Annotated in this window: 30 protein-coding genes; 4 read left to right on the top strand and 26 right to left on the bottom strand. The window is 33.5% G+C overall.

Annotated elements, in window-relative coordinates; translation table 11 throughout:
• Window positions 1-198 precede the first annotated feature (198 nt).
• From EJ01_RS09375 to EJ01_RS09365, 3 genes are all read right to left on the bottom strand, one after another.
• Complete coding sequence (locus EJ01_RS09375; protein ID WP_052376034.1) at window positions 199-600, bottom strand: methyltransferase family protein; 402 nt, start codon at window positions 598-600, stop codon at window positions 199-201.
• Window positions 601-821: 221 nt separating this feature from the next.
• Window positions 822-2,168, bottom strand: coding sequence for a radical SAM protein (locus EJ01_RS09370; protein WP_048082258.1), 1,347 nt, complete (start codon window positions 2,166-2,168; stop codon window positions 822-824).
• Between the two features lie 1,104 nt (window positions 2,169-3,272).
• Window positions 3,273-4,424 (bottom strand): ABC transporter permease, encoded by a 1,152-nt coding sequence (locus EJ01_RS09365; protein ID WP_245611185.1) that lies wholly within the window; start codon window positions 4,422-4,424, stop codon window positions 3,273-3,275.
• Window positions 4,425-4,593: 169 nt separating this feature from the next.
• Between EJ01_RS09365 and EJ01_RS09360 the strand changes: the two genes are divergently transcribed.
• Complete coding sequence (locus EJ01_RS09360; protein WP_048082259.1) at window positions 4,594-5,424, top strand: TrmB family transcriptional regulator; 831 nt, start codon at window positions 4,594-4,596, stop codon at window positions 5,422-5,424.
• A 9-nt stretch (window positions 5,425-5,433) separates the two neighbouring features.
• A complete protein-coding gene (locus tag EJ01_RS16525; protein WP_052376032.1) occupies window positions 5,434-5,910 on the top strand; it encodes a hypothetical protein in 477 nt (158 codons plus the stop codon).
• Between the two features lie 4 nt (window positions 5,911-5,914).
• Here the strand turns inward: EJ01_RS16525 and EJ01_RS09350 are convergent, their stop codons facing one another.
• The 14 genes from EJ01_RS09350 to EJ01_RS09285 all read right to left on the bottom strand — a co-directional run bounded on the left by EJ01_RS09350 (window position 5,915) and on the right by EJ01_RS09285 (window position 15,881).
• Entirely contained in the window at window positions 5,915-6,232 is a 318-nt protein-coding gene (locus tag EJ01_RS09350) for a TIGR04076 family protein (RefSeq protein ID WP_048082260.1), read from the bottom strand.
• A gap of 137 nt (window positions 6,233-6,369) precedes the next feature.
• The gene (locus EJ01_RS09345) at window positions 6,370-6,816 is read right to left on the bottom strand and encodes a MarR family winged helix-turn-helix transcriptional regulator (protein WP_048082261.1); all 447 of its coding nucleotides are present in this window, start codon (window positions 6,814-6,816) and stop codon (window positions 6,370-6,372) included.
• Window positions 6,817-6,903: 87 nt separating this feature from the next.
• Complete coding sequence (locus EJ01_RS09340) at window positions 6,904-8,130, bottom strand: MFS transporter (protein ID WP_048082262.1); 1,227 nt, start codon at window positions 8,128-8,130, stop codon at window positions 6,904-6,906.
• Window positions 8,131-8,373: 243 nt separating this feature from the next.
• Window positions 8,374-8,637: an aminoglycoside adenylyltransferase domain-containing protein gene (locus EJ01_RS09335; protein WP_048082263.1), complete on the bottom strand. Its 264-nt coding sequence runs from the start codon at window positions 8,635-8,637 to the stop codon at window positions 8,374-8,376.
• Between the two features lie 4 nt (window positions 8,638-8,641).
• Window positions 8,642-9,181: a nucleotidyltransferase domain-containing protein gene (locus tag EJ01_RS09330; RefSeq protein WP_048082264.1), complete on the bottom strand. Its 540-nt coding sequence runs from the start codon at window positions 9,179-9,181 to the stop codon at window positions 8,642-8,644.
• A gap of 111 nt (window positions 9,182-9,292) precedes the next feature.
• Entirely contained in the window at window positions 9,293-9,982 is a 690-nt protein-coding gene (locus EJ01_RS09325) for an MBL fold metallo-hydrolase (protein ID WP_048082265.1), read from the bottom strand.
• Window positions 9,983-10,576: 594 nt separating this feature from the next.
• Window positions 10,577-11,092 carry a flavodoxin family protein gene (locus EJ01_RS09320; RefSeq protein WP_245611184.1) on the bottom strand — a complete coding sequence of 172 codons (516 nt, stop codon included), beginning with the start codon at window positions 11,090-11,092 and terminating at the stop codon, window positions 10,577-10,579.
• 76 nt (window positions 11,093-11,168) lie between these two features.
• The gene (locus EJ01_RS09315) at window positions 11,169-12,128 is read right to left on the bottom strand and encodes a hypothetical protein (RefSeq protein WP_048082266.1); all 960 of its coding nucleotides are present in this window, start codon (window positions 12,126-12,128) and stop codon (window positions 11,169-11,171) included.
• A 272-nt stretch (window positions 12,129-12,400) separates the two neighbouring features.
• Window positions 12,401-12,733 (bottom strand): hypothetical protein, encoded by a 333-nt coding sequence (locus EJ01_RS09310; RefSeq protein ID WP_048082267.1) that lies wholly within the window; start codon window positions 12,731-12,733, stop codon window positions 12,401-12,403.
• Window positions 12,734-12,760: 27 nt separating this feature from the next.
• On the bottom strand, window positions 12,761-13,042 hold the full coding sequence (locus EJ01_RS09305; RefSeq protein WP_048082268.1) for an ArsR/SmtB family transcription factor: 282 nt from the start codon (window positions 13,040-13,042) through the stop codon (window positions 12,761-12,763).
• A gap of 135 nt (window positions 13,043-13,177) precedes the next feature.
• The gene (locus EJ01_RS09300) at window positions 13,178-14,029 is read right to left on the bottom strand and encodes an EFR1 family ferrodoxin (RefSeq protein WP_211251452.1); all 852 of its coding nucleotides are present in this window, start codon (window positions 14,027-14,029) and stop codon (window positions 13,178-13,180) included.
• Window positions 14,030-14,044: 15 nt separating this feature from the next.
• A complete protein-coding gene (locus EJ01_RS09295) occupies window positions 14,045-14,899 on the bottom strand; it encodes an EFR1 family ferrodoxin (RefSeq protein WP_048082269.1) in 855 nt (284 codons plus the stop codon).
• A 20-nt stretch (window positions 14,900-14,919) separates the two neighbouring features.
• Complete coding sequence (locus EJ01_RS09290; RefSeq protein WP_048082270.1) at window positions 14,920-15,390, bottom strand: flavodoxin family protein; 471 nt, start codon at window positions 15,388-15,390, stop codon at window positions 14,920-14,922.
• Entirely contained in the window at window positions 15,387-15,881 is a 495-nt protein-coding gene (locus EJ01_RS09285) for a flavodoxin family protein (protein ID WP_048082271.1), read from the bottom strand. Before EJ01_RS09285 ends, EJ01_RS09290 begins: the two co-directional genes overlap by 4 nt.
• A gap of 286 nt (window positions 15,882-16,167) precedes the next feature.
• On the opposite strand from EJ01_RS09285, the gene EJ01_RS09280 reads away from it, so the two are divergent.
• Complete coding sequence (locus EJ01_RS09280) at window positions 16,168-17,541, top strand: MFS transporter (RefSeq protein ID WP_048082272.1); 1,374 nt, start codon at window positions 16,168-16,170, stop codon at window positions 17,539-17,541.
• An 18-nt stretch (window positions 17,542-17,559) separates the two neighbouring features.
• Here the strand turns inward: EJ01_RS09280 and EJ01_RS09275 are convergent, their stop codons facing one another.
• The 8 genes from EJ01_RS09275 to EJ01_RS17830 all read right to left on the bottom strand — a co-directional run bounded on the left by EJ01_RS09275 (window position 17,560) and on the right by EJ01_RS17830 (window position 21,539).
• The gene (locus tag EJ01_RS09275) at window positions 17,560-17,757 is read right to left on the bottom strand and encodes a hypothetical protein (RefSeq protein ID WP_048081783.1); all 198 of its coding nucleotides are present in this window, start codon (window positions 17,755-17,757) and stop codon (window positions 17,560-17,562) included.
• 54 nt (window positions 17,758-17,811) lie between these two features.
• Window positions 17,812-18,342, bottom strand: a complete 531-nt coding sequence (locus tag EJ01_RS09270; RefSeq protein WP_048081782.1) for a DUF2812 domain-containing protein — start codon at window positions 18,340-18,342, stop codon at window positions 17,812-17,814.
• A gap of 61 nt (window positions 18,343-18,403) precedes the next feature.
• Complete coding sequence (locus tag EJ01_RS09265; protein ID WP_052376029.1) at window positions 18,404-18,925, bottom strand: DUF2812 domain-containing protein; 522 nt, start codon at window positions 18,923-18,925, stop codon at window positions 18,404-18,406.
• A 1-nt stretch (window position 18,926) separates the two neighbouring features.
• The gene (locus EJ01_RS09260) at window positions 18,927-19,250 is read right to left on the bottom strand and encodes a PadR family transcriptional regulator (protein ID WP_048081781.1); all 324 of its coding nucleotides are present in this window, start codon (window positions 19,248-19,250) and stop codon (window positions 18,927-18,929) included.
• 190 nt (window positions 19,251-19,440) lie between these two features.
• Window positions 19,441-19,722 (bottom strand): hypothetical protein, encoded by a 282-nt coding sequence (locus EJ01_RS09255; RefSeq protein WP_211253433.1) that lies wholly within the window; start codon window positions 19,720-19,722, stop codon window positions 19,441-19,443.
• Window positions 19,723-19,873: 151 nt separating this feature from the next.
• The gene (locus tag EJ01_RS09250; protein WP_048081779.1) at window positions 19,874-20,632 is read right to left on the bottom strand and encodes an alpha/beta fold hydrolase; all 759 of its coding nucleotides are present in this window, start codon (window positions 20,630-20,632) and stop codon (window positions 19,874-19,876) included.
• 70 nt (window positions 20,633-20,702) lie between these two features.
• The gene (locus tag EJ01_RS17835; protein ID WP_052376027.1) at window positions 20,703-20,900 is read right to left on the bottom strand and encodes an alpha/beta fold hydrolase; all 198 of its coding nucleotides are present in this window, start codon (window positions 20,898-20,900) and stop codon (window positions 20,703-20,705) included.
• 153 nt (window positions 20,901-21,053) lie between these two features.
• A complete protein-coding gene (locus tag EJ01_RS17830) occupies window positions 21,054-21,539 on the bottom strand; it encodes an alpha/beta fold hydrolase (RefSeq protein ID WP_052376025.1) in 486 nt (161 codons plus the stop codon).
• 458 nt (window positions 21,540-21,997) lie between these two features.
• Here EJ01_RS17830 and EJ01_RS09240 point away from each other — a divergent pair, with 458 nt between their 5' ends.
• The gene (locus EJ01_RS09240) at window positions 21,998-22,867 is read left to right on the top strand and encodes a sulfurtransferase (RefSeq protein ID WP_048081778.1); all 870 of its coding nucleotides are present in this window, start codon (window positions 21,998-22,000) and stop codon (window positions 22,865-22,867) included.
• Window positions 22,868-23,005: 138 nt separating this feature from the next.
• Here the strand turns inward: EJ01_RS09240 and EJ01_RS09235 are convergent, their stop codons facing one another.
• Window positions 23,006-23,686 (bottom strand): ABC transporter ATP-binding protein, encoded by a 681-nt coding sequence (locus tag EJ01_RS09235; RefSeq protein ID WP_048081777.1) that lies wholly within the window; start codon window positions 23,684-23,686, stop codon window positions 23,006-23,008.
• Window positions 23,687-23,720 lie beyond the last annotated feature (34 nt).

Genomic DNA, 23,720 nt, shown 5'->3' with positions numbered 1-23,720 from the left:
CATTCCTAAGTTAATACTAATATAATCTAAAAGTCATCCTAATTAATATTTTCCAATGAAATAAAAGGGTATTTGCAATTAGCATATAATTTTATGATTTTTTTAATTCTTAATTCCAAAATATCAATATTTACAGCTATTAATGCATTTTTAAAATTGTAAATCTATATGATAGTTATAAATGTAAATAATGATTACTTAACAGCTTATGAACTTCAATCTTCCCTGATTGTATTCATTTTCCAGGGTTTTAAGCGGGGCATCCACCTTGGAACATTTTTTTATACACAATGTAATCGTTACCAAACCGTTTAGCTCAGGTTCCTCTGAATACACAAAATAGACATGGTTTACAATAAAGAATAAAATAAACAGTATGAACAGCTCAATTGAAACAAAAATCAGCGCTTCACCAAGAACTATCATTAAAACGCTGCTTATCATTGGATTTCTGACATATCTATATGCACCTGCAACCACCAGCTTCTTTGGAGGATCCCACGGCGCCAGTGTGCCTTTGCCTACTCTAAAAAATGCCGGATTTGTATAGATCACGAATCCCAATCCTAAAACTATTAAAAAAGTACCTATTGCTAACATAGCTCCAGATAATGCGGAAAGCCAGTAAATGATTGTTGAAGCCTAAAATAACAAGTACTGGTATTATGACTGTAATAATAATCAGTAAAATCAACGAAAATAAAGCCATTATAGATAAACGCATTGTTTTCCCTAATATAATATCTATAAAGCTTAATAAATTCCATTCAAATGATCCAAAGGATGAAATAAAACTCAAAAAATAAAAAAATAAATTACAATTATTCCTTTATATCTTCTAAAATTGATCTTACTTCATGAGTATTTCCCCAATGACATTTATCTCCTATTTCGCTGTACTTCAGGAACCCTCGTGCCAGACAGTTCCTGCAGAACCATAAATGTTCGCATTCTCCACATATTTCAACTCTTGGATCTTCCAGTTCAACCAACTTTTTGAAAGTATTTTTTGAAAATAAATGTGCCATATCCTGATTACATAAGCATCCCAGCGAAATATCCTCTGAATTAGATAAAGGGCACATTTTCATGTTTCCACCAGGAGTTAAACATAAAAACTCGCTGAATGCACCGCAGTTCAGTCTATTTTCACTTTTTTTGTTGAGTACTGGCATCATTTCATCATGATTTTCAAATAGAAATTCATTAAACTCATCTTTAGCAGATTTTAATTGTTTTTCTAAATGTTTCCTCAATTCAATATTTTCTGGAGGAAATGTAATTTCAGGATCATTACCTCTGCCCACAGGGAGTACAGTAGATGTCATCATAGAACTGGCCCCTAATTCTATGGCCAAGGCAGCTGTATTTGAAATCTGGTCCATGTTTAGGGGAGTTATATTCATGGCCACCTGAATCTTAAACCCATTATCACTCAACAGTTTAATGGCTTTTTTTGCATTTTCAAACGCTCCATCCCTCCCACAAAACCAGTCCATATATTTAGAGTTGTCACCGTGCAAATCAACTTGGAAAGCTAATTTATCTTTATACTCACTTAGACACATTATATGCTCTTCATTTAATAAATAACCGTTTGTAATAACGTTGACTGAATTAAAATTACATGCACAGTGTTTTACTATATAAACGAAATCAGGGTGGGTTAAAGGATCTCCTCCAGTTAACTCAATTTTAGAGGTTCCCAAATGATTTAACTCATCTAAAACTGTTATTAGTTCCTTTGTTTTCCAAAATTCGTCTCTTTTAGGGCTGCTGTTAATATAACAGTGCCTACATGAAAAGCTGCAGTTGTAGGTAAGTTCAACAGAAACATTCATGGGAGCGGGGACCTCCCAGTTTCCAGTGGAATTAAAATTTATATCTTTGGGCTGGCTTAACATATCTACAAATAACTTTGAACCATCTAAGTAATATTTAACAGTTTCAAATAATGAATCTGGATCTTCATGGCAGTAAATGGCAAGTTCTCCAGAAATTTCTTCTAAACTGCGTTTACCACTGCATTTATCAATTATTCTTGCTGCATCTTCATTAATTACGTAACATTTACTTTTATTTGCAGATGAATAAATAAATCCGTATTCAGGGCCTTTGTGAAGGACATACCCCTCTCTTAGCAGGGGAAATATTTTACTGGATGACATTGATTCACCTCTAAAAATTAAATAGAGAGGTTAAATCCTCTCAATACTTTTTATTAATTCAACATGGTCTGGCCAGACCCTAACTCCATGTGATATTAGAATTTATCTAATTTGTTATATTCATAATTGGACACTTTTAAAACATTAATAAAGTGTAACATATTGAAGTTTTTACAATTGTTGCAGGTTGCATACTTTTCACCTCTTGCATCCCTATTTCGGTCCATAACTTTATTTGTGCTACTTTAATTCTTATTTATTCTGTAAAACAGAATTTACCATTTAAACATGAATATAGAGTAAAATATTGGAATTACTGCTGCTGTTTCTGATTTCATATTACTCGTTTGGTTTTATAACTTTAAATTTGATCCTGTAAAGTCTATAACCGGGATTAAAAGATCAGCCATACAGCAGTGCACCAGTTCACTTCCACCATTGTTGCAGGTTTCATATTTCTCACCTATTAAGAGCTTAATTTAGTTCATAACTTCATATATTTGATTTAAATATTAAATTACATCCCTAAATTTGTTATAATTTACATCGACATGCTTCATGTTTTAAAACATGAAATTTGCCCAACATAATGAAGTTTTTACAATTGTTGCAGGTTTCATATTTCTCACCTCCCAAAGTGTTAATCAGTTGGTAAGAATTTTTGTTATTCCATACAAACTGACACTTTTACATTAAAAGTTATAATATATAAATTTTTCTATTAAAGTGAAGTAAAAAGAATTTATAATGATTAAAAATGTAATTACATAAACTAAACTCATTTAATATTCTATAAAACCATTTAATACAACCTATTTATTCAAAAAAAGCATAATAAACCTTTAAAATTTATGTCACTATTATTCGCTATACTCAAGGTTATACTCAAAATATTAATTATTATAAAATAACTGCATTATTATAATTATTTAACATGTTTATTTGCGATAATAATCTGTTTTAATCTAAATATTAAAATTTAAGCAGTTATATACCCAATTTAATCATAACAACATGTACCCTCATTCATATTGTTTTAAGTTTTTCATTTAAAATAAGAAAATAATAAATAAAAATAGTAAAGATAATTAAATTTCCTAACCATTAAATAATTTGTTTTTTCTTATCTCCAGTATCCCTAATTGTGCCCCTATTTTGCCCTTTTTTTAAACCAATTACCGATAAAACTAAAGCAACGATAATTATAGCAGATATAGCGAGCAGATCTGTTCCTACATCCCCCAAACTAAAGCCCTTAATTACAATACCCTGCATAGCGTCCAGTCCATAAGTTAATGGAAGGCAGTATGATAGCAGCCGGATATAATAGTCGAATCTAACAACTGCTATGAATAAACCTCCAAATAACACCTGCAGAATAATGATTAGACCAAATAAAGCAAGAGTTTGTTTTTCAGTTCGTGTAACTGCAGCTGCAAGAATACCTAAGGAAACTCCTGCCAGAGCAATCAACAGCATTACAAGTACAGTACTGCCCATATCTCCAACGATGGTAATACCCATAACATAAATAACGTAAGCTAACACCATTAAAGCCGCAACAAATGCAAATATGCTGAGCCCTGCTATATACGCTGCAACAGCCTTAACTGGAGATAAAAACATTTTATTAGATTTACTACTATTTTTATCCCCCAATACTGCAAATAATCCGATGATTGTTGAAATCAGCAGAGTAACAAGAGCCATTATGTGATATATGAAAAGATTGGTAAAGTTCAAACCTTCTCCATAGAAACTTTCATTGCTAATTTTTAAGGGCATTACTGTATTACCGCTTTCTGCAGCCACTGTCATTGTAGAATTAAGGAAAGCACGGTTAACAAGTGCACTTTTTACCTGATCAGTGCCTTCAACCTGCAGCAGCACTTCAGGAGTCTTTTTCATAGCCAGATCCCTGGTGAAATTTTCAGGGAAAACTATAGCCGCATCAATAGATCTATCTTTAAAATCACTGCTTATATCATTTTGATTAATGGAAGTCACATTAACATTGTCCTGCCCCTTAAGCTCTTCAATTATATTTGAGGCAGCATTTACATTTGCCAGGCCCTGATCATGATTTACAACTCCAATATTTACAGTATCTGCAGTACCAGCTATCGTTACCATATACCCCAATATTATCATAATAATAACCGGTCCAAATACTGCCATTCCAATTGGAACTTTCCTTTTAAATCCATTTTTAATGACACTTACAAGCATACTGCCAAAGCCTTCATTCTCCATCATATCTCCCCCATATCTTTTTCGATGTAAAGAATCTAGTTCAGTATTTTCAATCCCGGAATTTCAAACTCAATAGATCAACACCTAAAGTAAATAAAACAAAATAAATTTATATATTTATTGTCACTAAGATAGTATAAAATGAAACAATGTTAAAGTGAAGTGATGTAAATTGACTGTAAATAAAAATACAATAGAAGCTCTGAAAAATTTAGGGCTTTCCGATTATGAAACAAAAGCATATATAGCCAACATATCTCTTATCAGTGCTACAGCTGCTGAAATTAGCCTTGAATCAAATGTACCACGTTCCAAAATATATGAAGTTCTTAAAAGCCTTGCAAAAAAAGGTTTTGTTGAAATAGAGAAAGGAAAACCCTTAAAGTTTAATGTTGTACCTCCCCACGAAATTTTTGAAAAATCAAGGAGAGAAATTAAAGAACGGCTCGATGGTGCAGAGACTGAACTGAATTTTATCTATGAAAACCAGATTCCCAAGGTTCCGGCACCTATATGGCTGGTAAACAGCCCTGAAAAAAATGTAAACAAGGAACTTGAAATCATCTCACGCGCTAAAAACTCGCTTTTTATTTTAGGGGGTTTTATGTTTCAAAATGAAATTCCAGAATTTAAAAAACGATTAAATAAAGTTATTAAAAGAGGAGTAACTACAAAAATTGTATTAGCTCCTTCATGCACTATTGATGATGATAAAATTGATATAGTAAATGAAATAGGTGAATTGGACTGCGAAATGAAAATATTTCAGGTACCCCACATTAAAATAGTAATTAGAGATGAAAAAGAGATGATTATAACCTTCTGTAAGAGGATAGAAAATAATCTAATATCCCAAACTGCCATAGGGATATGGAATCAGCATAATGAATTTGTTGAAACCATAAGTGGAGTTTACAACTTCATATGGACAGCTGAGCCATTTAGTAACCCAACAGCCCTTAAAAAGCAAAGCAAATATGAAAATATACCACCCAAACCATGAGGCATATTTATGAGCTTAAATCCTTTTAGTGCATTCTTAAAGACAGTTAAATACGTTTTAACAGGAAAAATACATTTTCCAAAGAACTGCCTGTATAAAACAATTACCATGGAAGACGGGCAGCAGTTTAAAGTTTTCAGGCATGCTGTAATGAGCACGAAATTAAATGGACAAAATGCTGCTATTTTCAAAGTTAGATTCCATTTATCAGGCATGTCCCCTAAGAAAAATAAACCATTTTCAGTTATACCCATGCTTTTTATACTTGGACTTCCCGGATTTAGAGCTAAATTATGGACACTTAATGAAAAAAATGGAGATTTTCAGGGAATTTACCAGTGGGATCGCTTAGAAGATGCTCAAAATTATGCAAATTCCTTTGCTTTGAACTTCATGACATCCCGATCTGTTCCCGGCTCTATTTCTTATGAAATTATCCCAAATACATCCCTGAAAGAATATATTGAATCATTAAAGATTTCTTAAATATTTATTCATCAATTCTTTCTATTTTAAAAGTCACCGGCCGTATAGCATCAGTGCAGCAAGCGATCATAGTTTTATCATCTTTCATCCATCCTTGAAATATATCCTTCGAAAAGTTACCTCCAGAGAGCAAAACTGTCACAAATTTATGGATATCATTCCATGCCCAATCACAAAACCCCTCTGGTTTTTCAAATCCAGTAATGAATTCTTGCCCTTCTGAAAATGCAGGGCATGATGTAACTTCGCTTTGACAATATTCTTTTGCCAGGTCTTCATAAAGATTTTTCTTTAAAACCGTTATTTTACATTTTGGTGTCATTTAAACAACCTCTTTCCATGCTTACAAATTTTCCATTCACTATGCGTCTTCGGAATATAGGACTGGCAGCAAACTATTATGTTATTTGTTAATTTAGAAAATACTTAAAAATTAGAAATACGATTAAATGTTAATATTTATTCAGATAAACTTTCATTTAATTCTTTTAAACCATTTAAAAGATCTTTTAACGTTTTTTCATCCATTTTAGCAGCTTTATGGATGAATTCATCGCCTGTTTCTTTTTTAATGGTATTGATGAGATCTTGACCTTTCTCCGTGAAAACAACCCTGTTTATCCTGAGATCTTTTTCATCCCGTATTTTTTTAATCAGCCCTTTCTTTTCAAGTCTTTTTATTCTTCCAGATAGTGTATGAGGTGCATTGCCCATATCTGCAGCTATTTCTCCAATTGTAGGAGGTAAAGCCTTTTCAGAAATTATATCTAATTCCAGCTCATCCAGTTCTATAAGTAAATGGAATTGTTCCAGTGTTAAACCATATTTTTTGGCTGCTTTATGATGTTTTGAATGTATCACCTTTTCCACACGTTCCAAATACTCCCATATTTCAGCTACATCCACATAACCACACCTGTACACTTTTCATGAAAAGTATCTCGTTATACCGATATAAATTTTATTGATCATCTTTTAAAAAATAAGAAAAATTTAATTTCCAACTGGTTCGTTGTTGAATGATCTTTTGATTAAAAATGACAGTCCAACTCCAATAATCAGCATAATCCCCATGACTAAATAAGGTAATGAACTGATTCCAGTAGTTAACAGACTAGTAGCAAGAATAGGGCCTATACCTGCCCCTATAAATAGAATAACTGTATGAATTGAGAGAGCAGATCCTCTTGCTTTTCCTCCAAGTTGACCTATAAGCTCAATAACATTTGGAGTTGCTACTGCCATACCTGCCACGAAAACCACACTTAATGCAGTGAGCAGTATCACATTAGAGACCATTCCTAACAATATAAGGCTTACTGCAGCTATTAGTAATCCTGCAATGAGAACACTGAAAAAGTGGAATTTTTTGGCAAGTAAACCTGAAGTTGAAGCAAAAAGAATACCTATTATCCCTACAGCCCTTATATACAGAATTTCCTGACTGTTTAGACCAAATTGAGGTCCACTTAAATAATATCCCAGTGCGGTGTACATGCACATCATTGACATTAAAAGCATTATATCCACTGCATATGTAAGTACCAGTGTTTTTATTTCAAATAATGAGCCCATCTGGACAATAGCTCTTATAACACTGCTTTTAGGGCGTTGAATATCATCATAAGGTAACGCCATTACAATGAAAATAGTGATGAAATAAAATATTCCCATGATGCTAAACACGTAATTCCAGCTTAAATATTGATTAATGAAACCACTTATGACCTGGCCAGTTATTCCTGCCATTAAAAATCCAGTAACCAGAAAACCTGTAGCTGTCAGTTTTTTAGTATCTGGAAACATTTCCACAATATAAGCCAGTGCCACCGGCGAAAATGTAGCAGCAACCAATCCCTGAACTGCTCGAAGAGCAATAATCCAATAAATATTATCAAATAAACCTACAAGTGGTGATACTATAGTTAACAGGACCATGCCTATTAAAATAATTTTTTTTCGACCATATCTATCAGATAAAGGCCCATAAACTAGGCAGCCGGCGGCAAAGAATATACAAAAAATAGTACTGGTCCACGCCGCATCATTTGGTGATATATTGAATGACGTTGAAAATACCGAGATCAGAGGTATAGTAAGATACATGCCAGACATCACTATCAAACCACACCAGAAAAGAACTGCTGTCATTAACCTGTAATTTAAACCTGATAACTGGTAATTTAGGTCTTTTTTCCTTTTAATTGAGGGTTCAGCCATTTAAAACCTCCTTTTTATAATATTTTATAAATGCATCGTAGTAACGATTATATCGTCACTACGATATAATCGTAGTAGTGATTATATCGCAACAGCATATAAATGTATCGGCTGCCCATCTAAGTTATTAGTTCTAAAAATTGGTATTTACAAAAAATAAATTTTTTAGAGAGTTTTAAAGTCTAAAATTATATAAAAAAAGATTATATTTAATAAAATAAGTCCCATTACTTATTTAAATTTTTAATCATTGAACTGGGGAATCATATACCACATAAACGATAATGTATCCTTCCTGCGCTTAAAAGGAGAACTATAATAACTTTTTGATTCACCCTTCCTGATTCTTAAAGCTTCCTTTAGTATCTTTTCAAAATCTGGAGGAACCCCCTCTAATACATACTTTCCCGCTTCATATTTGGACACTATGTCCATTTCATACATGGTATAATAAAGTCGAGATATACCCAGCACTCCCCACTCCACTTTTTGCCCAAAGAGTACCAATGCGCTATATCACCGAAAGTCTTTTTGATGCCTTTTCAGTCCAGTTAGTCCAGTAGATATTTGCATTTAATTTAACATAGCTGACTAAATCATCAACATCGATATGTGGAATATAATACTCTGGAGGCTTGCCGGTTACAGTTATAGCATAATTTTTCAATATGAAACAGGTTACAATACCATTATTTCCAGATTTACCATTATATCTTACATGTTTCCCATCAAAATACACAACAGGTACTTCATTTTTATCCAGTACTTTAACCTGCTTTGGTGTAACATAAGAACCTTCTAACCTGCTTTTAGGGTATTTAGACCCAATTTTTTTGTGTATTTCTTTAATTTTTTCCACTTCAGAAGTGTTTATTTCATTTTTAATTATAGAAATAAAATCAATATCACTTTTACCTTTATGATAATCATTTAATACCACAGAACCGATAAGATAGAATGATTCCATTAAATCCGGCAATTTTGTATTAAAAATATCAATATAGTCAGTTATAACTATTTCAACATCTTCTGGCAAATTGATCCTGTTCATTTTAATCACTATACTTTAAAACTAAGCTAAAACAAATGATCAAGTCCTTTTTCATAATTTACAGCCGCTGCAACCCAATACAAATTATGAAGCCCAGAACACATAGTTAATTTAATTTTTTTCATTATTTTCAACCATTTCGTCCATAGAAAATTGTTTACCGTGTCCCGGATAAACTATTTTTAATTCCATGCTTTTTAATTTTTCAACACTTTGATTAGCTTCTTCATCATCATCAATAATAGAGTTTAAAGTGGGATTTTTATTATTTGTAAGCAAATCTCCGCAAAATAGATTGCCATCATCTGTAAGGATTCCTATAGAACCCTTAGAATGTCCTGGAAGATAGATAACTTTAGCGTCAAAGCCATATTCTAAGAAGCTGTGTTCATCATCTACGTGCATATCCGGCCTAAATCTTTCTGATTTACCAAAGCTAAAGAGGATAGGAGCTAACATTTTAATTAGAAAATTACCTTTTCTGTTGGAGAACATATCTCCATGCTTGACTATTTCTAAATCCCCATAGTGCATGGCTATCTTTGCATCAAATTTTTCACGTAGATAATCAGCGTTACCAGTATGGTCAAAGTCACCATGGGTTAAGATTATAAGATTAAGATTTTCATACGTGCAGCCTGCATCTTCCAGTTCTTTTTCAATATCAAAACGTTTATTTGAAGGCCCTGTATCAATTAATACATAATCATTACCATTTTTTACAAGGTAACAGTTTACACTGCCTAATTTAATTACACCTAACTTAATGGGCAATTCAATTGTTTTGATTTCCTGCGGCATATTTTTCTCTCCAATTTTGACTATCAATTGCCATAAATATAATCTGTCAATATGAATAATAATATATTCATTTAAATCCAATTCCATGCACACTAAACACTACTACCCTAAACACAACCCAACAAATATCAAGATTTGTCAAGTATGTAGACAATCCAACGAGTAAAAACAAAATATGGATGATGTTTAATCAACGATTTATTAAATAATGCAATAAAAGAGACATGACAACCATAAAAATAGGAATTAACATTAATATTGCCATTTCACCGTTGTATTGGGTAAGTTGCTTACCTCCTACTTCCTGCTAACTCCTGTCATGATATTTTCTTCTTGGCCTCTAAGTCCAAACCCCATTCTTGCAGGAAACCATAACTACAGAGGCATTTAAATTTTCGAATTTCAACATCACCTGTTGATACTGCTTCAGCATGTATTTTACTAAAGTATATCCTTTAAAACAGGTTTTTCTACCTCTATTTGAAGAACATCTGGAGGTCCATATTTGGTGCATATAATCGCTTTCATAAGTATTTATCCCCATTTAGATTACTTTATGCTCAGTTATGATGGCATTTATCTTTCTTTTATAGTTTAACTATCTAAAATCATGCTCTTAGCAAATTCTTCCGCACGTTTTAGGTCTTCAATGTTAGGCCTACCCTTATTCATTCCCCCAAATAGCCTAAGAAAACTGTTGGTGTTAAAACCTTTACATTGGAATTCATCAATGATGGTATAACCTTTAGATTCCAGCTTATCTTTGAGTGTAGAGTGATCTTTTGAGATTTTGGATTTCCCCGTTATTCCTGCAGTTGAAAAAATGAATGCATCTTTATTATTAACTTCAGGCAATCTATCTGCAAGCTTAAGCAGAGATTCATCATGTTTTGCACTGTATATCCCTGAACCAAATCCAACGAGGTCATAATCTTGAATTGATTCTGGATTTACATCCTTCGGCAGTATGATATCTGCACTTAAAACTTGGGCAATTGCCGTAGCTATCTTTTCAGTATTATGGTGGTGGTAAGAATATAAAATTAGTATTGATTTCATTTTTCCAAAACTCCTTTCCATTTGTTTTGGTTTTTGGAAGTCCTGGTCCATGATATAAACCCAAAAGGTTTATAATTCCATGGACCAGTTACCATTTTTCACGGAGGTGGTGTGAACTTGAAATTCATTATCCCATATTAATTTTAATTGAACCAATTTTAGGTGCCAGGTAATTGTATAAAAACGCGATTAACGCTGTTTCTATGAAGTAGAATACAAAATTGGTTATAAACTCGCCATAATTTCCATCTAAAATACCAGATATTATTCCTAATAATGCGAAAATCAGGGCCACAGCCAGGGCTGTTGATATTACAGGTATGTGTTTAAGTTCATGTAAGCTTCCAGCCATATTTGCGAATTCTAACTTAATTTTAGCCACTCTGGTGACTAAATAGTTATAAAATAGTGCAAATAATGCGTTCCATATAAATCCAAATACGAATGCCAGTATAGGCAGCCCTATTACTAACAACAAAGCCAATATTATTCCTGCTGTTCCAAATGTGCCGTCAGGTATAGTTGTTCCAGTAGTATTAGTTAAATTAGTTGTGATATTAGTTGTTACAGAAGAAATACTTATTACTGTTGCTCCAGTAGTGTTGGTTAAATTATCTGTGATATTAGATGCTATAGAAGGAGTACTTATTACTGAAAACAGTGGTGCAACTAATGCCGCCATTACCAATCCTACTATAAATGCCCATATAACCCCTATTGCTGATAAAATCAGGGAAAAAGAAATTACCGGAATTTTTACTACATCTTCGCCTTCTAATTCTAATCTTATACCCCCTAATCTTGGCACTAATGTGTTGTAAATCATTACTGAGAAAAGACTTACTACTATTGTAATGAAAAACGCGCCTATTGGAAGGAGTACAAGTAAAGGTATTCCCAATCCAGTTACAAAATTAAACTGCCCCCATTGAGGTGCCAATTGAGGAATAACTCCCACAGCCTGCATGATTATTAGCATTATTAACATCACTAAAGCTGCAATAAAGCCCAAAACTCCATAAATTGAAGCTGTCATCTTTGTAAACGATGCCAGTTTGACCGATTTAATTTCTTTAGTATTAATCATTCTAATTGCCCCTATCTCTAAAACTCAAATGATGTTTTTCTATCTAATTTACAATTTGATCAATGTGTTTCATTTTTTATAATTTATTGACTACTTAACTCTTGTTTAACCTCTTAAAAGTAATTTTTCCAAATTTTCCTCACATTATTGTGGGATTTCCCTCCAAATTCCCTCCCAAAAAATCGAGGAATTTATATTAAAAAATGAATTTAGATCCTTCAATTAAAAAAAAAATCAAATTATTAAAGAGTATACTAAAAAAATAGTAATAATTATTCCCTTGTTACCATCAAAAGCAATACTAAAGCTGCAAATTCAAGTCCCAAAAATATAAAAGGAAGAATAGCGTTGAAAAGAGTTTCAGGAATGCTGAATAAGAAATAAATCGAAGATAAAATATTTTGAATTAGGAAAAGTGACGCGAATAAAACCAGAGTTGTGGTGAATTTGGACTTAACTTTCAGGTATCTTTCCAAGTATACATAGAGCATACCTGCTAAAAGGCAGATATTTGCAACGCTCGTTATTAAAGCAGAGTATTTAACCAGTATTAACAAAGTAGGTATTATATCGGGCCGTCCAAATAAATTAATTTCCATTAACATGTTTTTTACCTTTTCTTTCCAATTTTATCATTCCTTAAATTCTTCCCAAATTTCCAGGAATATATCGAATCCCTTTTCCATTTCATCAGAGAGGAAATATAATGCACCATAAGATTCCCCCGTGGATTTTACCAGGTTATTTTCCTCTAGAACATCTATATGATGCCTTATTGTTTTATAATCAAGTGAAAGCTTTTGAGCAAGTTTATTAGCATTATATGGTCTTCTATTTAATTCAAGTATTATCCTGGCACGGTTTTCTCCGCCTTTACTACCTGCTATTAACCACCACAAAAACACTTTCTTCATAGGAACTCCTGCAAATCAGACTCAAAGTATCACATGAGCTTCATTTATATTTTTTTCAAATTAACTTCCTTATAAATTTATTCATATCCACTCTTCCTATGACAAATTGACCTGATGCAGGAAAAAATTTGTGGATTATTCCAAAGTTGATTGAAAATACTTTAAATTATTTTTCTGTCCTGCAATATCATCTGCTGTTGCATAAGGATGAGAATACCTATCATTTTCTTCAGTGTAAGACTTTAAAAAGAGGTTAGATTTAATTTGAACCGCTTGTTCTGGGCAGTAATTTAAACATGCATGGCAGAAGAAACTATCTACCTTTTTCTGCCATACCGGCTTTCCATTGACCATCTTTATCTTGCCAGATAAACAAACCTTTTTGCAGGTCCCACAACCTGTACATTTTGAATTAGCATAAAACTCAACATTATAAAATTTATTAAGAACTGGAAGGACCAGTGAAAAAATCGAAAAAATAGGCATATGAACAGTGAAATGAGTGTCTTTTTCATGGCTTTCATCTTTGTTTAAAATAATATCCTGAATGTATTCCAGATTATTTTGAACTTCAGATTCCATATCTGCCAGTTCTTCTGCTGCTGCCGGGTGCCAGTTTTTAAACTTGGGGTCGTTGCTTGCCATATTCAAAGTAAAATAGGAGTTTAGATCTTTACCCTTCTTGCCCAGTACCTTTTTAAAATCAGCAAAGGCCCTGTGCTGACTGCCTTCACGTGTTGCGACTGCAAATATATATTCGGCTGATTTTAAGTCCATCTTTTTCAAAAATTCAATTACAACTTGAGGGGCCATTGCAAGATGAATAGGAAATATAATCCCCACTGTTTCTGCACTGGTTTTTACGATATCCATATCTAAGAGGCCCACTATGGGCATTAATTCCGTTTCTGGGATCCTTTTTTGTAATTCCAGGGTTATATATAATGAGTTTCCAGTTCCTGAGAAATAGTAAATTTCCATGCCCATAAAATCCCCCGTTAATCAACTTTCCCTTAACATATCCAAAATATCCACATCCGGATGATGATAGCCCCCAGGTAGTTTCCCATAGCCGTGAATTGCACTTTGTGGGCACCATTTAATGCACGCCAGGCAGTTCTCACAGTGGTGCTGCCATGCAGGTTTATTATCAACTATTTCAATATTACGCACCTGACAAACCTTTGAACATGTACCACAGCCCGTACAATTCTCATCAGTGCTATAACTTCTATCCATAAAACGAATGACTTCATCCAATGTAAAATCCGAATCTTCCTGAAGACGTGCTGTTTTTTTCATTGATCTTAGGGAAGATCTATTTAAAAAACCAACTTTCATCATCCTTTCTATAATAGCCACAACCAGACCAATGAATAACCCATCGGTATCAAACCAGCCGTCCTTTGCTTTGACATGTTCACAAATAAAATCAAGTTTTTTCTCTTTCCAATTACTGTAAAGTTTTGTTTTATTTTCAAAAGGCTTTCTAAAAGCGTTCTGTGGCATTTGAACACCGAATCCCGATGCAAGTCGGCCGCCGCGTGCCTTGATCATTTCATCCAGTATAGCCAGTGTAGAACCAGCCCCTCCGCCAAATGTACACACTGCAAATATATATTTTGTACTTATCCCATCCAGTTTCATGACAAATCGCTGTACAACAAGGGGAATGTTGACAGTTCCCAAATAATATACCGGAAAAACGATGCCTATCACGTCTGCATCAGTTGTTATGCTTTTTTTATCCATTACAGACGGTATTGATATCAAATCACCGCCCATTTTCTCTGCAATATCCCTTGCTACAGCTAATGAATTTCCAGTCCCAGAGAAATAGTAAATTTCTAGGTTCATGACAAAACCTTTTTATTCATTTATAAGTCAAATAACCCGCGGAATTCTTCAACCAGTTCATCAATTTTTTCATTGCGGTGTTTGTTCCATACCACAATCCCTGTTCCAGATATTACTGCGCCTTTATCCTGACAAATTCGCTTCATTTGACCAGTTGCACGGGTTCCACCAGTCCAGTTAAAACGCATGGCTTTTGTAACAAAACATGCCACTTTTTTATCCTGAAGTGAAGTCATCTGTTCCATATATACTTTCATGGCAGGTGCAAGGGAAAAAGCATGTACAGGAGCTCCAAAAATCAATGCATCGTACTTACCTACATTCGGAGGGTTTTCAATCTTTATATCTTTACCCTGCGGTTTATCGCCTCCCACCATTTTCACCCTCTGAATTTCTACCTCATTCCCAGATGCTGAAAGCTTCTCCCGAAGTTTTTGAGCGACTTTGCAGGTGTTACCTGTTTGTGAATGAACAACAATACCTATTTTCATAGCATACCCCCCATTTTATCATCTAAATCAAGTAATCCGCTGAATTTCTCGACAAGATCATCAATTTGTTTTTGGCGGTTTTTGTTCCAGATTACAATTCCAGTTCCAGAAACAGTAGCCCATTTAGATTCACAAATTTCCTTCATTTCACTAATTGCACGATTTCCACCGGTCCAGCCAAATGGTAAACCCTTTGTAACAAAACATGCCACAGTTTTACCTGTAAGAGATGAAACCTGTGTCAAATAAGCTTCCATTACTTTTGAAAGGGAAAATGCATGTACTGGAGCTCCAAATATAACTCTATCATACCCATTTAAATCAGGTGGATTTTGAATCATGCTATCTTTGCCAGGGACATCCTGCCCTCCTGCCAGCCTCAACTGTTGAATATCTACTGCATGCCCATCTGCAGAAAGTTTTTCCTGGAGCCTCTGGGCAACAAAATGCGTATGGCCTGTTCGGGAATGAACAATGATCCCTATTTTCATAGAATATCTCCGTTTATTAAAGATTTTTTTATCTTTTCCATTAATAATCATTATTCTATTATTAAATTATTTAAAATGAACCTAATAATTTTTTTAACATTCATGTCTAAAATATTGATATAATTTAAATCGTTAATTTAAATAAATTATAATTTTTTAACTAAATTAACAGAGACAGTTTAACCTGAAGTATAAACCGTGCATAGGATTGGCAGGAACATTTTAAAACAATTCAATTCTTCTAGTTATTATCAATGTTTATACCATTTTACAACTAAATAATACTATGGACTCTGCCGAAACAAAAACCACTGAGAGATATGCGCTGTGGGTAAGTATTCTGGTCAGTTTTATGGTTGCATATATAAGCTCTTCTGTAAATATTGCCTTACCCGAAATCGGGGAAACATTTGCACTTAATTCCATATTTTTAGGGTGGATTCCAACATCGTACCTACTTTTTACAGGCATATTTTTAATTCCATTTGGTAAAATAGCAGATAACTATGGTAAAAAGAAAATTATCACCTATGGAATAATAATATTCACACTGGCAAGTATTTTATCTGCTGCAGCCCCTTCTGGAACTATACTATTAATATCAAGAATTTTACAGGCCGTTGGAGGGGCCATGATCTTTGGAAATGTGTATTCCATGATTGCATCTGTTTTCAAGAAAAAGGATAAAAGCAGGGCACTTTCTGTAAGTGTAGGGATAAGTTATGTCGGTCTTTCCACTGGACCTATCTTAGGTGGGTTTTTAACCCAGTTTTTAGGCTGGAGATCTATTTTTGCATTTGCGGTGCCATTCGGTATAGCAGCGCTGTTTATCCTTCTTAAGTTAGAAGAAAAACTTGAAGATGATGAAAATGAAAATATCAGCCTGATCAGCACTTCAGTTTTTGCATTATCATTAATTGGTATAATGGTGGGCTTTTCAGAGATTACCACTTACTTTGGAATTTTAGCATTAATAGTAGGTTCTTTAGGAGTTTTAATCTTCATATGGCTTCAAAAAATAGTTAAAAATCCCCTTATACATCCTAAATTGTTATTTGACAGGGTTTACATCATTAACAATTTAACATCCCTTGTAAACTATGCCCCAGGCATATTCACAATTTTTATTTTAACCCTGTACCTCCAGAATATAAAGGGATTGAGTCCTGATCAGGCAGGACTATTACTGAGTGTTCAATCTGTTTTTATAGCTATATTCTCAATTTCAGAGAGTAAATTATTGAAGTTCCTGTGGCCCCGTTTTATAGCAGCCATAGGGATGGGGCTTACTGCAGTGGGATTAACCCTATTTCTGTTTTTAGGAGAGAACACAAGTTTATGGCTTATAGTAGTTGCCCTTGCTGTTATTGGGTCAGGATACGGGCTTTCTGCTTCTTCCAGTACTCAAATTTCAGTAGGGTACTTTGAAAATAAATTTTATGGAGTTTCCACCGCGACGTTGAACACCATGAGGGTAGTGGGCCAGATGATGGGAATGGGAGTAACTTTAGCTGTTCTAAATATTTTTATGGGACAATCTCCTCTTACACCCAGTAACTACGCTTCTTTCATTGAAGCCAGCAAAATACCATTTTTAATATTTGCTATTTTGTGTTACACCTCAATATACGGTTATTTCATTATAAGGAGAAAAAATTGAGAAAAATATTGGACTATTCTAATTTCCCTGTGAATTTTTCATGTTGATAAATATCTTAAATACCAGAACTAGAATAAATGCGACCAATAACCCTGAAATGAAACATAACCCATATTGCAAAGAAGATTCTGCAATTCTCTGATTAATCAAATTTATCATCCCCAAAGAACCGCATAATATAACTACCAATGGCATCAAAACACTGTTATTGTCCATGATTCCCCCCCCCCCCGAATATCCCCTTTTATTTAATTCTCCACTGTACTGCGCTTATAACCTTATTTCACTTTTCTCAAGCTTTTTATTGCATCTGTAAAGCTGTGCTGTCACATATCCCAAGAATATAAAAATTAGGATAATAAACATCATCAATGTTGATTTAATTTCATCAGAACCGCTTTCAAAAACTCGATAAAGTATAGCTATCTCTAAAGGTACCAGGATACCGACAGTCTTGATCAATCGATTATTTCTCTCAATTAATGATTTAGTATCAGTATAAATACTCGGTCTTTCATTTTCATAGGATTTACGCCAAATATACCATGGAATGATTTTATCATCTGCTAATTCCCAACCATCTTCTTTAAAGAGCTCAAAATAATTATTTCCCACGTTAATTTGATAGTCAACGCAGTACCTCATCTTCCTGCTTTCCCCTTTTTCAAATTTAAAGACTATATAAGCAAAACCTACACTGACCAGATTCCAGCCGTTTAATTCCATTTCTTCAAGCCAGTTTTCTATTTTTTCTGGGTTCCAGCCCCACCACCAGTGGCAAGCAGTTTTAGTTTCTCTCATTTTAATCCCCAATCCTTAAAAACTTATATGCATCAGCTATTTAATAACAAAATTTTAAATATCAAAGCTTCATTTCATTTTTTTCCAGTTTTTTATTATACAGGTAAAGCTGCATCATAATGTATCCTAAGGCTAAAATCATTAAAAAAAGCAGCCCTAACCCTATTCCAATGTAACCTCCATTAAATGTGGAGTAAAATACAATTGTATCCATGACTATCAAAACCCCAACAATCCAAAGCTGGCGGTTGTTTCTCTCAATTAAGGATATTGTATCAGTATAAATACTCGGCCTTTCATTTTCGTAAGATTTACGCCAAATATACCATGGGAGAATCCCATCATCAGCTAATTCCCAACCATACTCCTTAAAAATCTCAAAATAGTTTTCATCAACATTTTCTTGGTAGTCAACGCAGTATCTCATCTTCCTGCTTTCTCCCTTTTCAAATTTAAAACGGATATGATTGAAATCAACTTGAAATAAATTCCAGCCTTCCAGTTCCATCTCCTCAAGCCAGTCTTCTATTTTTTCTGGGTTCCAGCCCCACCACCAGTGCCAAGCAGTTTTAATTTCATTCATGCTAATTCCTCATTTCATTTTTACCATGATCAATAAGTTCTTCTAAACGTTCAAGTTCTAATTTCAGTACAATTTTCCCTTTTTCGCTGAGTTCATAGATTTTTTTACGATCTTCTTCTGCAACTGATGTTATTAACCCTTCTTTTTCCATCCTGGAAAGATTTCCATACATTGTGCCTGCACCGATCTTAATACGGCCATTTGTGAGCTTTTCAACGTGCTGCATTATTCCATACCCATGTCTTGACTTATTTAAGGATATGAGAACATAGTAAGCTGCTTCAGTTAATGGCAAATATTTATTTTGCAATTTTTTTATATCCATATTAATCCCCGATATATATCGTTACACGTTATATCACATTACGGTATATCATGTGACGTTATATATAAAAATATCTGAAAAATATTAAAAATAAGTGAAATAATTTTCACAATGTTTAATTATCAAAAAATATTATCCCTGAACTGGAAAACCATATTTAAAATAAACACTTAAAAAGACAGGATTTACCTTATTTAAAATAATAATAGTAATTACCCTTAGTTTCTTTTTGTATATCTTCATCAGATGTGAAAGCAATTTGTATTTCATCTAATACATTTTCAGGATAACCATTATCCTTTAAATTCATTAAAGTCAATTTTTTTAATTCATCTACCAGACCATTGGCTTCCGCTTCTTTTAAATCACTATCTTTTTCAAAAAGGTACCATATTACAAGGTATTTTGGGTTAATACCTATTGAACCATAATGAAAATTGCCGAAAATTGCAGGTTTTTTATCTTTTACCATTTCCATAACTTTACTGGTGGAAATGTTTATAATCCTGTTGAATTTATGCTCAATTTTCCTTTCAGCATCCCATTCTTTTCTAAGTTTCTCGTTTATACTGCCACCCCAAAAACAGTTAACATATGTTTAACTCAATAACATGTCCTGATGATTAATATCTTTTTAACCAGCTTCTCAAGACATTGTTAAACATTTCTGGATTTTCTATATTCCATAAATGCCCTACCTTCAAAGCCATTGCTCCTTTAGAATTTGGAAGCGCGTTTAAGAGATTTAATGCAGATTCATTAACAATTCTATAATCTTTTTCGCCTGTCATCACCAGTACAGGCATATCTGCATGTTCAAGATTATCCGGCATTTTAAAAAGTATAGTTTCCCGGAGGATTTTATCTAAAGAATACGGTTCAATAACATAGGTGGATTCCTTAAACTTACTGCGGAGATTTTTTGGTATGTTGTAAGATCTCACATAACTCATTATACGAATAGTTTTGTCTTTATCCGGCAAATAAAGCGCGATAAGGTTGTCAAGGAGTTTTAAAAATGATTCAGTCGGCTGCGAGTTACGTACGAGAGCTCCACTGATTAAAACATGGTTTACAACTTCAGGAGCAGTGCTTAAAATTTGAACTGCAATTTGAGCGCCTAAAGACAGCCCCACGAGATGGGCTTTTCCATTTTTGGCATTATTCTTTATTATATCGATAACCATACCTGCAGCACTTTGTACACTAAATGGCTTTACTTCAGCACTTTTTCCGTGTCCAGGAAGGTCAGGAATAATACAGTGGTAATCACTGAACGCTTTTAATTGTTCATCCCACATCCAGCCGGCTATTCCCTCATTATGGAGAAAAACTATTGTTTCATCGTTGTTTTTACCTGTTTCTTTGATATATAAACTCATAATTTCTCACTTAGAAAAAATAATTGATATAATTTTATATTCTTCTTTTATTTTAATAAATTTATTCAAATTACAGCTTCAATAAAGTATCAGGTAATGGATTATCATTTACCCATGCCCTTACAAGACTGCTGAAAAGTTCTGGTGATTCTAAAGGCCAAGTATGGCCCAAATTAGCCACTTTATACGTTTTAGAATTTGAAAGGCATTTATTTAAGTCTAAAGCTGATTCATACACAACTTTGACCTCTTTTTCTCCCATCAGCACCAGCACCCCCTTCTTTGATCTGCATAAATTTTCAGGTATTCTAAACGCTCTGTTTTCACGAGTAATGTTATTTAAAGAACTCCATGTAATTGCTTTTATATCTTTTTTAATGTCTTCAAAATATTTTAAAGGTATTGTAAAAACTGTAAGTTTTTACACAATCAAAAAAAAAAAAATGAAATTTTTTTGCGTGTTTTGTGCTTTCATACCCATTTTTATGAAAAAATCAACATCCTTGAGGCGCATGTAAATTTTATAAAAAATATTCATAAACATTGAAAGACCGGAACCAACTTCACGGGCAAGGGTGCCTGTAATTACTGCATGATCTACAACTTCCGGAGCCGTGCCTAATATTTGAACAGTTACCTGTGCACCAAGAGATAATCCGACAATATGCGCTTTTTTCCCATGTGCTCTTTCTCTAATAATATCAATAACTTCATTTGCAGCCTTTTTCATTGTAAAGGGTTTTATGCTTATGCTCTTTCCATGTTCCGGAAGGTCCGGGATCAGGCAATGATAATTTTTTAAGGATTCTACAAGTTTATCCCACATCCAGCCTGAAGACATGCCTGCATGGAGGAACACTATGGTTTCATTGTTGTTTCGGCCGATTTCCCTAAAATATAAACCCATTATAATGCCCTCGTTATAATAAAAGTTATAATACAATTGTAATAATATATTATTTAAGTTTATACTATTTCCAAATTCAAATTAACATTATTTCAATTTAATTTAAATATAAAAACAATATTAGAATTCAAATTATCTATAAAGACTTAAAAATTATTTTTTCAAATTTAAAACTCTATTTAATAGATTTTTTACGGCTTAAATCATTTAATATTTTTTAATACTCATTTAGAGAGTATTGTACAAATATTTACTATTTAAATTATTATATAATTTTTGATTAAATAAATGGAAGTTTTTAAACAAGTTTAACTTAAATTAACCACCATATTAAGGAAATATAAACCATGCACATAACAATGGACATGAACATTAAAAATCGTCCCCCAATTAACAGCAACATACAATTACCATGATTTACATATTAAATTCAAAGTCATACTAATGGAGTTATTTATATGAACTATCCTCATTTATTGGGAAATTCAAAAGTAAAGTGGGTGGATACAGACTGGTTAGAAGATAATCTGGATAATAATCTCATTATATTCGATGTTCAGCCAGACATACATGATTATATAAAAGAACACATCCACAACGCATTTTATTTTAATGAATGGTTTCTTAGAGAAATGCAATGTAATGACCCTGTTAGATACATTCCTCAAGATGCAATTCAAATAATATTTAGAAAATTAGGCATTAGAAAAGACAAACCTATTCTTTTTTACACCGGCAAAGGTTCTTACTCCAAAAAGGGGGACGGGTGGGGGCAGACAATGGCAGCATATTCGCTGGTGCGGTTCGGCCATGAAAATGTCCATATTTTAAATGGAGGCATAGACAAATGGAAAAAAGAAGAAAGAGGATTAACCAAAGTATTTCCCACGGTAGAAGAATCTGAATTTGAAGTAGAAATCCATAATGAGTACTGTATTGAATACGATGAATTTAAAAATATTAAAGACAATGAAGATGTGGTAGTACTTGATGCCAGGCCGTTTAAATACTATGCGGGACCTAGTCTGTGGAGTAAAGAGGGACACATACCTGGGGCAAAGAGTTTACAGGCGGCCGCTCTCATGAACCCCCAGAATCGACAGCTCCTCAAACCCAAAGATGAAATAAAATCTCTAATTGAAGAACGTGGAGCAACCCCCGATAAAACAGTTATATGCTACTGCGGGACTGGCAGAGAGGCCACTAATTTGTTTTTAGTTTTTAAATGGTATTTAGATTATCAGGATGTGAGATTATATGAAGGTTCTATTACTGAATGGGTTCAAAGGGACGATAATCCAACTGTTACTGGACCTAGTCCATATTAATGGAATAACCATTAAAAAATAACGATATGTTATAATTTCAATTTTTTCTAATTTATTAAACTAAAATTAACCATATAATTCAAATAAACTTTAAATTTATAAAAAAAATAAGAAAAATAAGTTATAATGCATTATAAATTACTCTGCTATCTTTCCATCCCGGATTTTCATTATTCTTGTATTTTTGGTGGTTTCTGCATCATGAGTAACCATTATAACAGTAGTTTCATTCTGATTGACCTCATGCAGCAAATTAATTATATTTTCAGTGGATTCAGAATCTAAGTTTCCAGTAGGTTCATCTGCTAAAATAAATTTAGGGTTGTTTACCAGTGCCCTCGCAACAGCTACCCTCTGTCTTTCTCCACCCGAAAGTTTTGCAGGCAGATAATCCATTCGATCTCCCAGACCAACTATCTCAATGCATTCTTCTGCCTTTTTAATCCTTGAAGATTTATTCATCTTTTTACTACCATTTAAGTTTCTCATTGGGAACTCAACGTTATCACGTACTGTTAATGCAGGTAGGAGGTTAAAAGTTTGGAAAATAAATCCTATTTTTTCCGCCCGCATCCTAGTGAGCTCTCCTTCCGACATCCTTGATATATCTTTTCCATCAATGAAAAGATCTCCTTTAGTCGGGTTATCCAGTCCTCCTATCATGTTCAGGAGGGTGGACTTCCCAGAGCCGGAAGGGCCCATTATAGATACAAATTCACCTTCACCAACAGTTATATTCAATCCCCTGAGTGCATGAACTTCAGTACTGTCTAACTTGTAGGTTTTCCAGAGTTCATTTCCATTAATTAAACCGTTCATGTATTACACCTTCCGATAATATTCATTTCTCCAA

Origin of the sequence: Methanobacterium veterum (genome assembly GCF_000745485.1) — an archaeon.
GTDB lineage: Archaea > Methanobacteriota > Methanobacteria > Methanobacteriales > Methanobacteriaceae > Methanobacterium_D > Methanobacterium_D veterum.
This window is presented reverse-complemented; position numbering and strand designations above follow the sequence as displayed.

Excerpts from the sequence above, each read along its gene's own strand:
- EJ01_RS09375 (WP_052376034.1), bottom strand. The coding sequence starts at position 600 with ATGTTAGCAATAGGTACTTTTTTAATAGTTTTAGGATTGGGATTCGTG.
- EJ01_RS09370 (WP_048082258.1), bottom strand. The coding sequence starts at position 2,168 with ATGTCATCCAGTAAAATATTTCCCCTGCTAAGAGAGGGGTATGTCCTT.
- EJ01_RS09365 (WP_245611185.1), bottom strand. The coding sequence starts at position 4,424 with ATGATGGAGAATGAAGGCTTTGGCAGTATGCTTGTAAGTGTCATTAAA.
- EJ01_RS16525 (WP_052376032.1), top strand. The coding sequence starts at position 5,434 with ATGAGCTTAAATCCTTTTAGTGCATTCTTAAAGACAGTTAAATACGTT.
- EJ01_RS09350 (WP_048082260.1), bottom strand. The coding sequence starts at position 6,232 with ATGACACCAAAATGTAAAATAACGGTTTTAAAGAAAAATCTTTATGAA.
- EJ01_RS09340 (WP_048082262.1), bottom strand. The coding sequence starts at position 8,130 with ATGGCTGAACCCTCAATTAAAAGGAAAAAAGACCTAAATTACCAGTTA.
- EJ01_RS09330 (WP_048082264.1), bottom strand. The coding sequence starts at position 9,181 with ATGAACAGGATCAATTTGCCAGAAGATGTTGAAATAGTTATAACTGAC.
- EJ01_RS09325 (WP_048082265.1), bottom strand. The coding sequence starts at position 9,982 with ATGCCGCAGGAAATCAAAACAATTGAATTGCCCATTAAGTTAGGTGTA.
- EJ01_RS09320 (WP_245611184.1), bottom strand. The coding sequence starts at position 11,092 with ATGGACCAGGACTTCCAAAAACCAAAACAAATGGAAAGGAGTTTTGGA.
- EJ01_RS09315 (WP_048082266.1), bottom strand. The coding sequence starts at position 12,128 with ATGATTAATACTAAAGAAATTAAATCGGTCAAACTGGCATCGTTTACA.
- EJ01_RS09310 (WP_048082267.1), bottom strand. The coding sequence starts at position 12,733 with ATGTTAATGGAAATTAATTTATTTGGACGGCCCGATATAATACCTACT.
- EJ01_RS09305 (WP_048082268.1), bottom strand. The coding sequence starts at position 13,042 with ATGAAGAAAGTGTTTTTGTGGTGGTTAATAGCAGGTAGTAAAGGCGGA.
- EJ01_RS09300 (WP_211251452.1), bottom strand. The coding sequence starts at position 14,029 with ATGGGCATGGAAATTTACTATTTCTCAGGAACTGGAAACTCATTATAT.
- EJ01_RS09295 (WP_048082269.1), bottom strand. The coding sequence starts at position 14,899 with ATGAACCTAGAAATTTACTATTTCTCTGGGACTGGAAATTCATTAGCT.
- EJ01_RS09290 (WP_048082270.1), bottom strand. The coding sequence starts at position 15,390 with ATGAAAATAGGTATTGTTGTTCATTCACAAACAGGTAACACCTGCAAA.
- EJ01_RS09285 (WP_048082271.1), bottom strand. The coding sequence starts at position 15,881 with ATGAAAATAGGGATCATTGTTCATTCCCGAACAGGCCATACGCATTTT.
- EJ01_RS09280 (WP_048082272.1), top strand. The coding sequence starts at position 16,168 with ATGGACTCTGCCGAAACAAAAACCACTGAGAGATATGCGCTGTGGGTA.
- EJ01_RS09275 (WP_048081783.1), bottom strand. The coding sequence starts at position 17,757 with ATGGACAATAACAGTGTTTTGATGCCATTGGTAGTTATATTATGCGGT.
- EJ01_RS09270 (WP_048081782.1), bottom strand. The coding sequence starts at position 18,342 with ATGAGAGAAACTAAAACTGCTTGCCACTGGTGGTGGGGCTGGAACCCA.
- EJ01_RS09265 (WP_052376029.1), bottom strand. The coding sequence starts at position 18,925 with ATGAATGAAATTAAAACTGCTTGGCACTGGTGGTGGGGCTGGAACCCA.
- EJ01_RS09260 (WP_048081781.1), bottom strand. The coding sequence starts at position 19,250 with ATGGATATAAAAAAATTGCAAAATAAATATTTGCCATTAACTGAAGCA.
- EJ01_RS09255 (WP_211253433.1), bottom strand. The coding sequence starts at position 19,722 with ATGGTAAAAGATAAAAAACCTGCAATTTTCGGCAATTTTCATTATGGT.
- EJ01_RS09250 (WP_048081779.1), bottom strand. The coding sequence starts at position 20,632 with ATGAGTTTATATATCAAAGAAACAGGTAAAAACAACGATGAAACAATA.
- EJ01_RS17830 (WP_052376025.1), bottom strand. The coding sequence starts at position 21,539 with ATGGGTTTATATTTTAGGGAAATCGGCCGAAACAACAATGAAACCATA.
- EJ01_RS09240 (WP_048081778.1), top strand. The coding sequence starts at position 21,998 with ATGAACTATCCTCATTTATTGGGAAATTCAAAAGTAAAGTGGGTGGAT.
- EJ01_RS09235 (WP_048081777.1), bottom strand. The coding sequence starts at position 23,686 with ATGAACGGTTTAATTAATGGAAATGAACTCTGGAAAACCTACAAGTTA.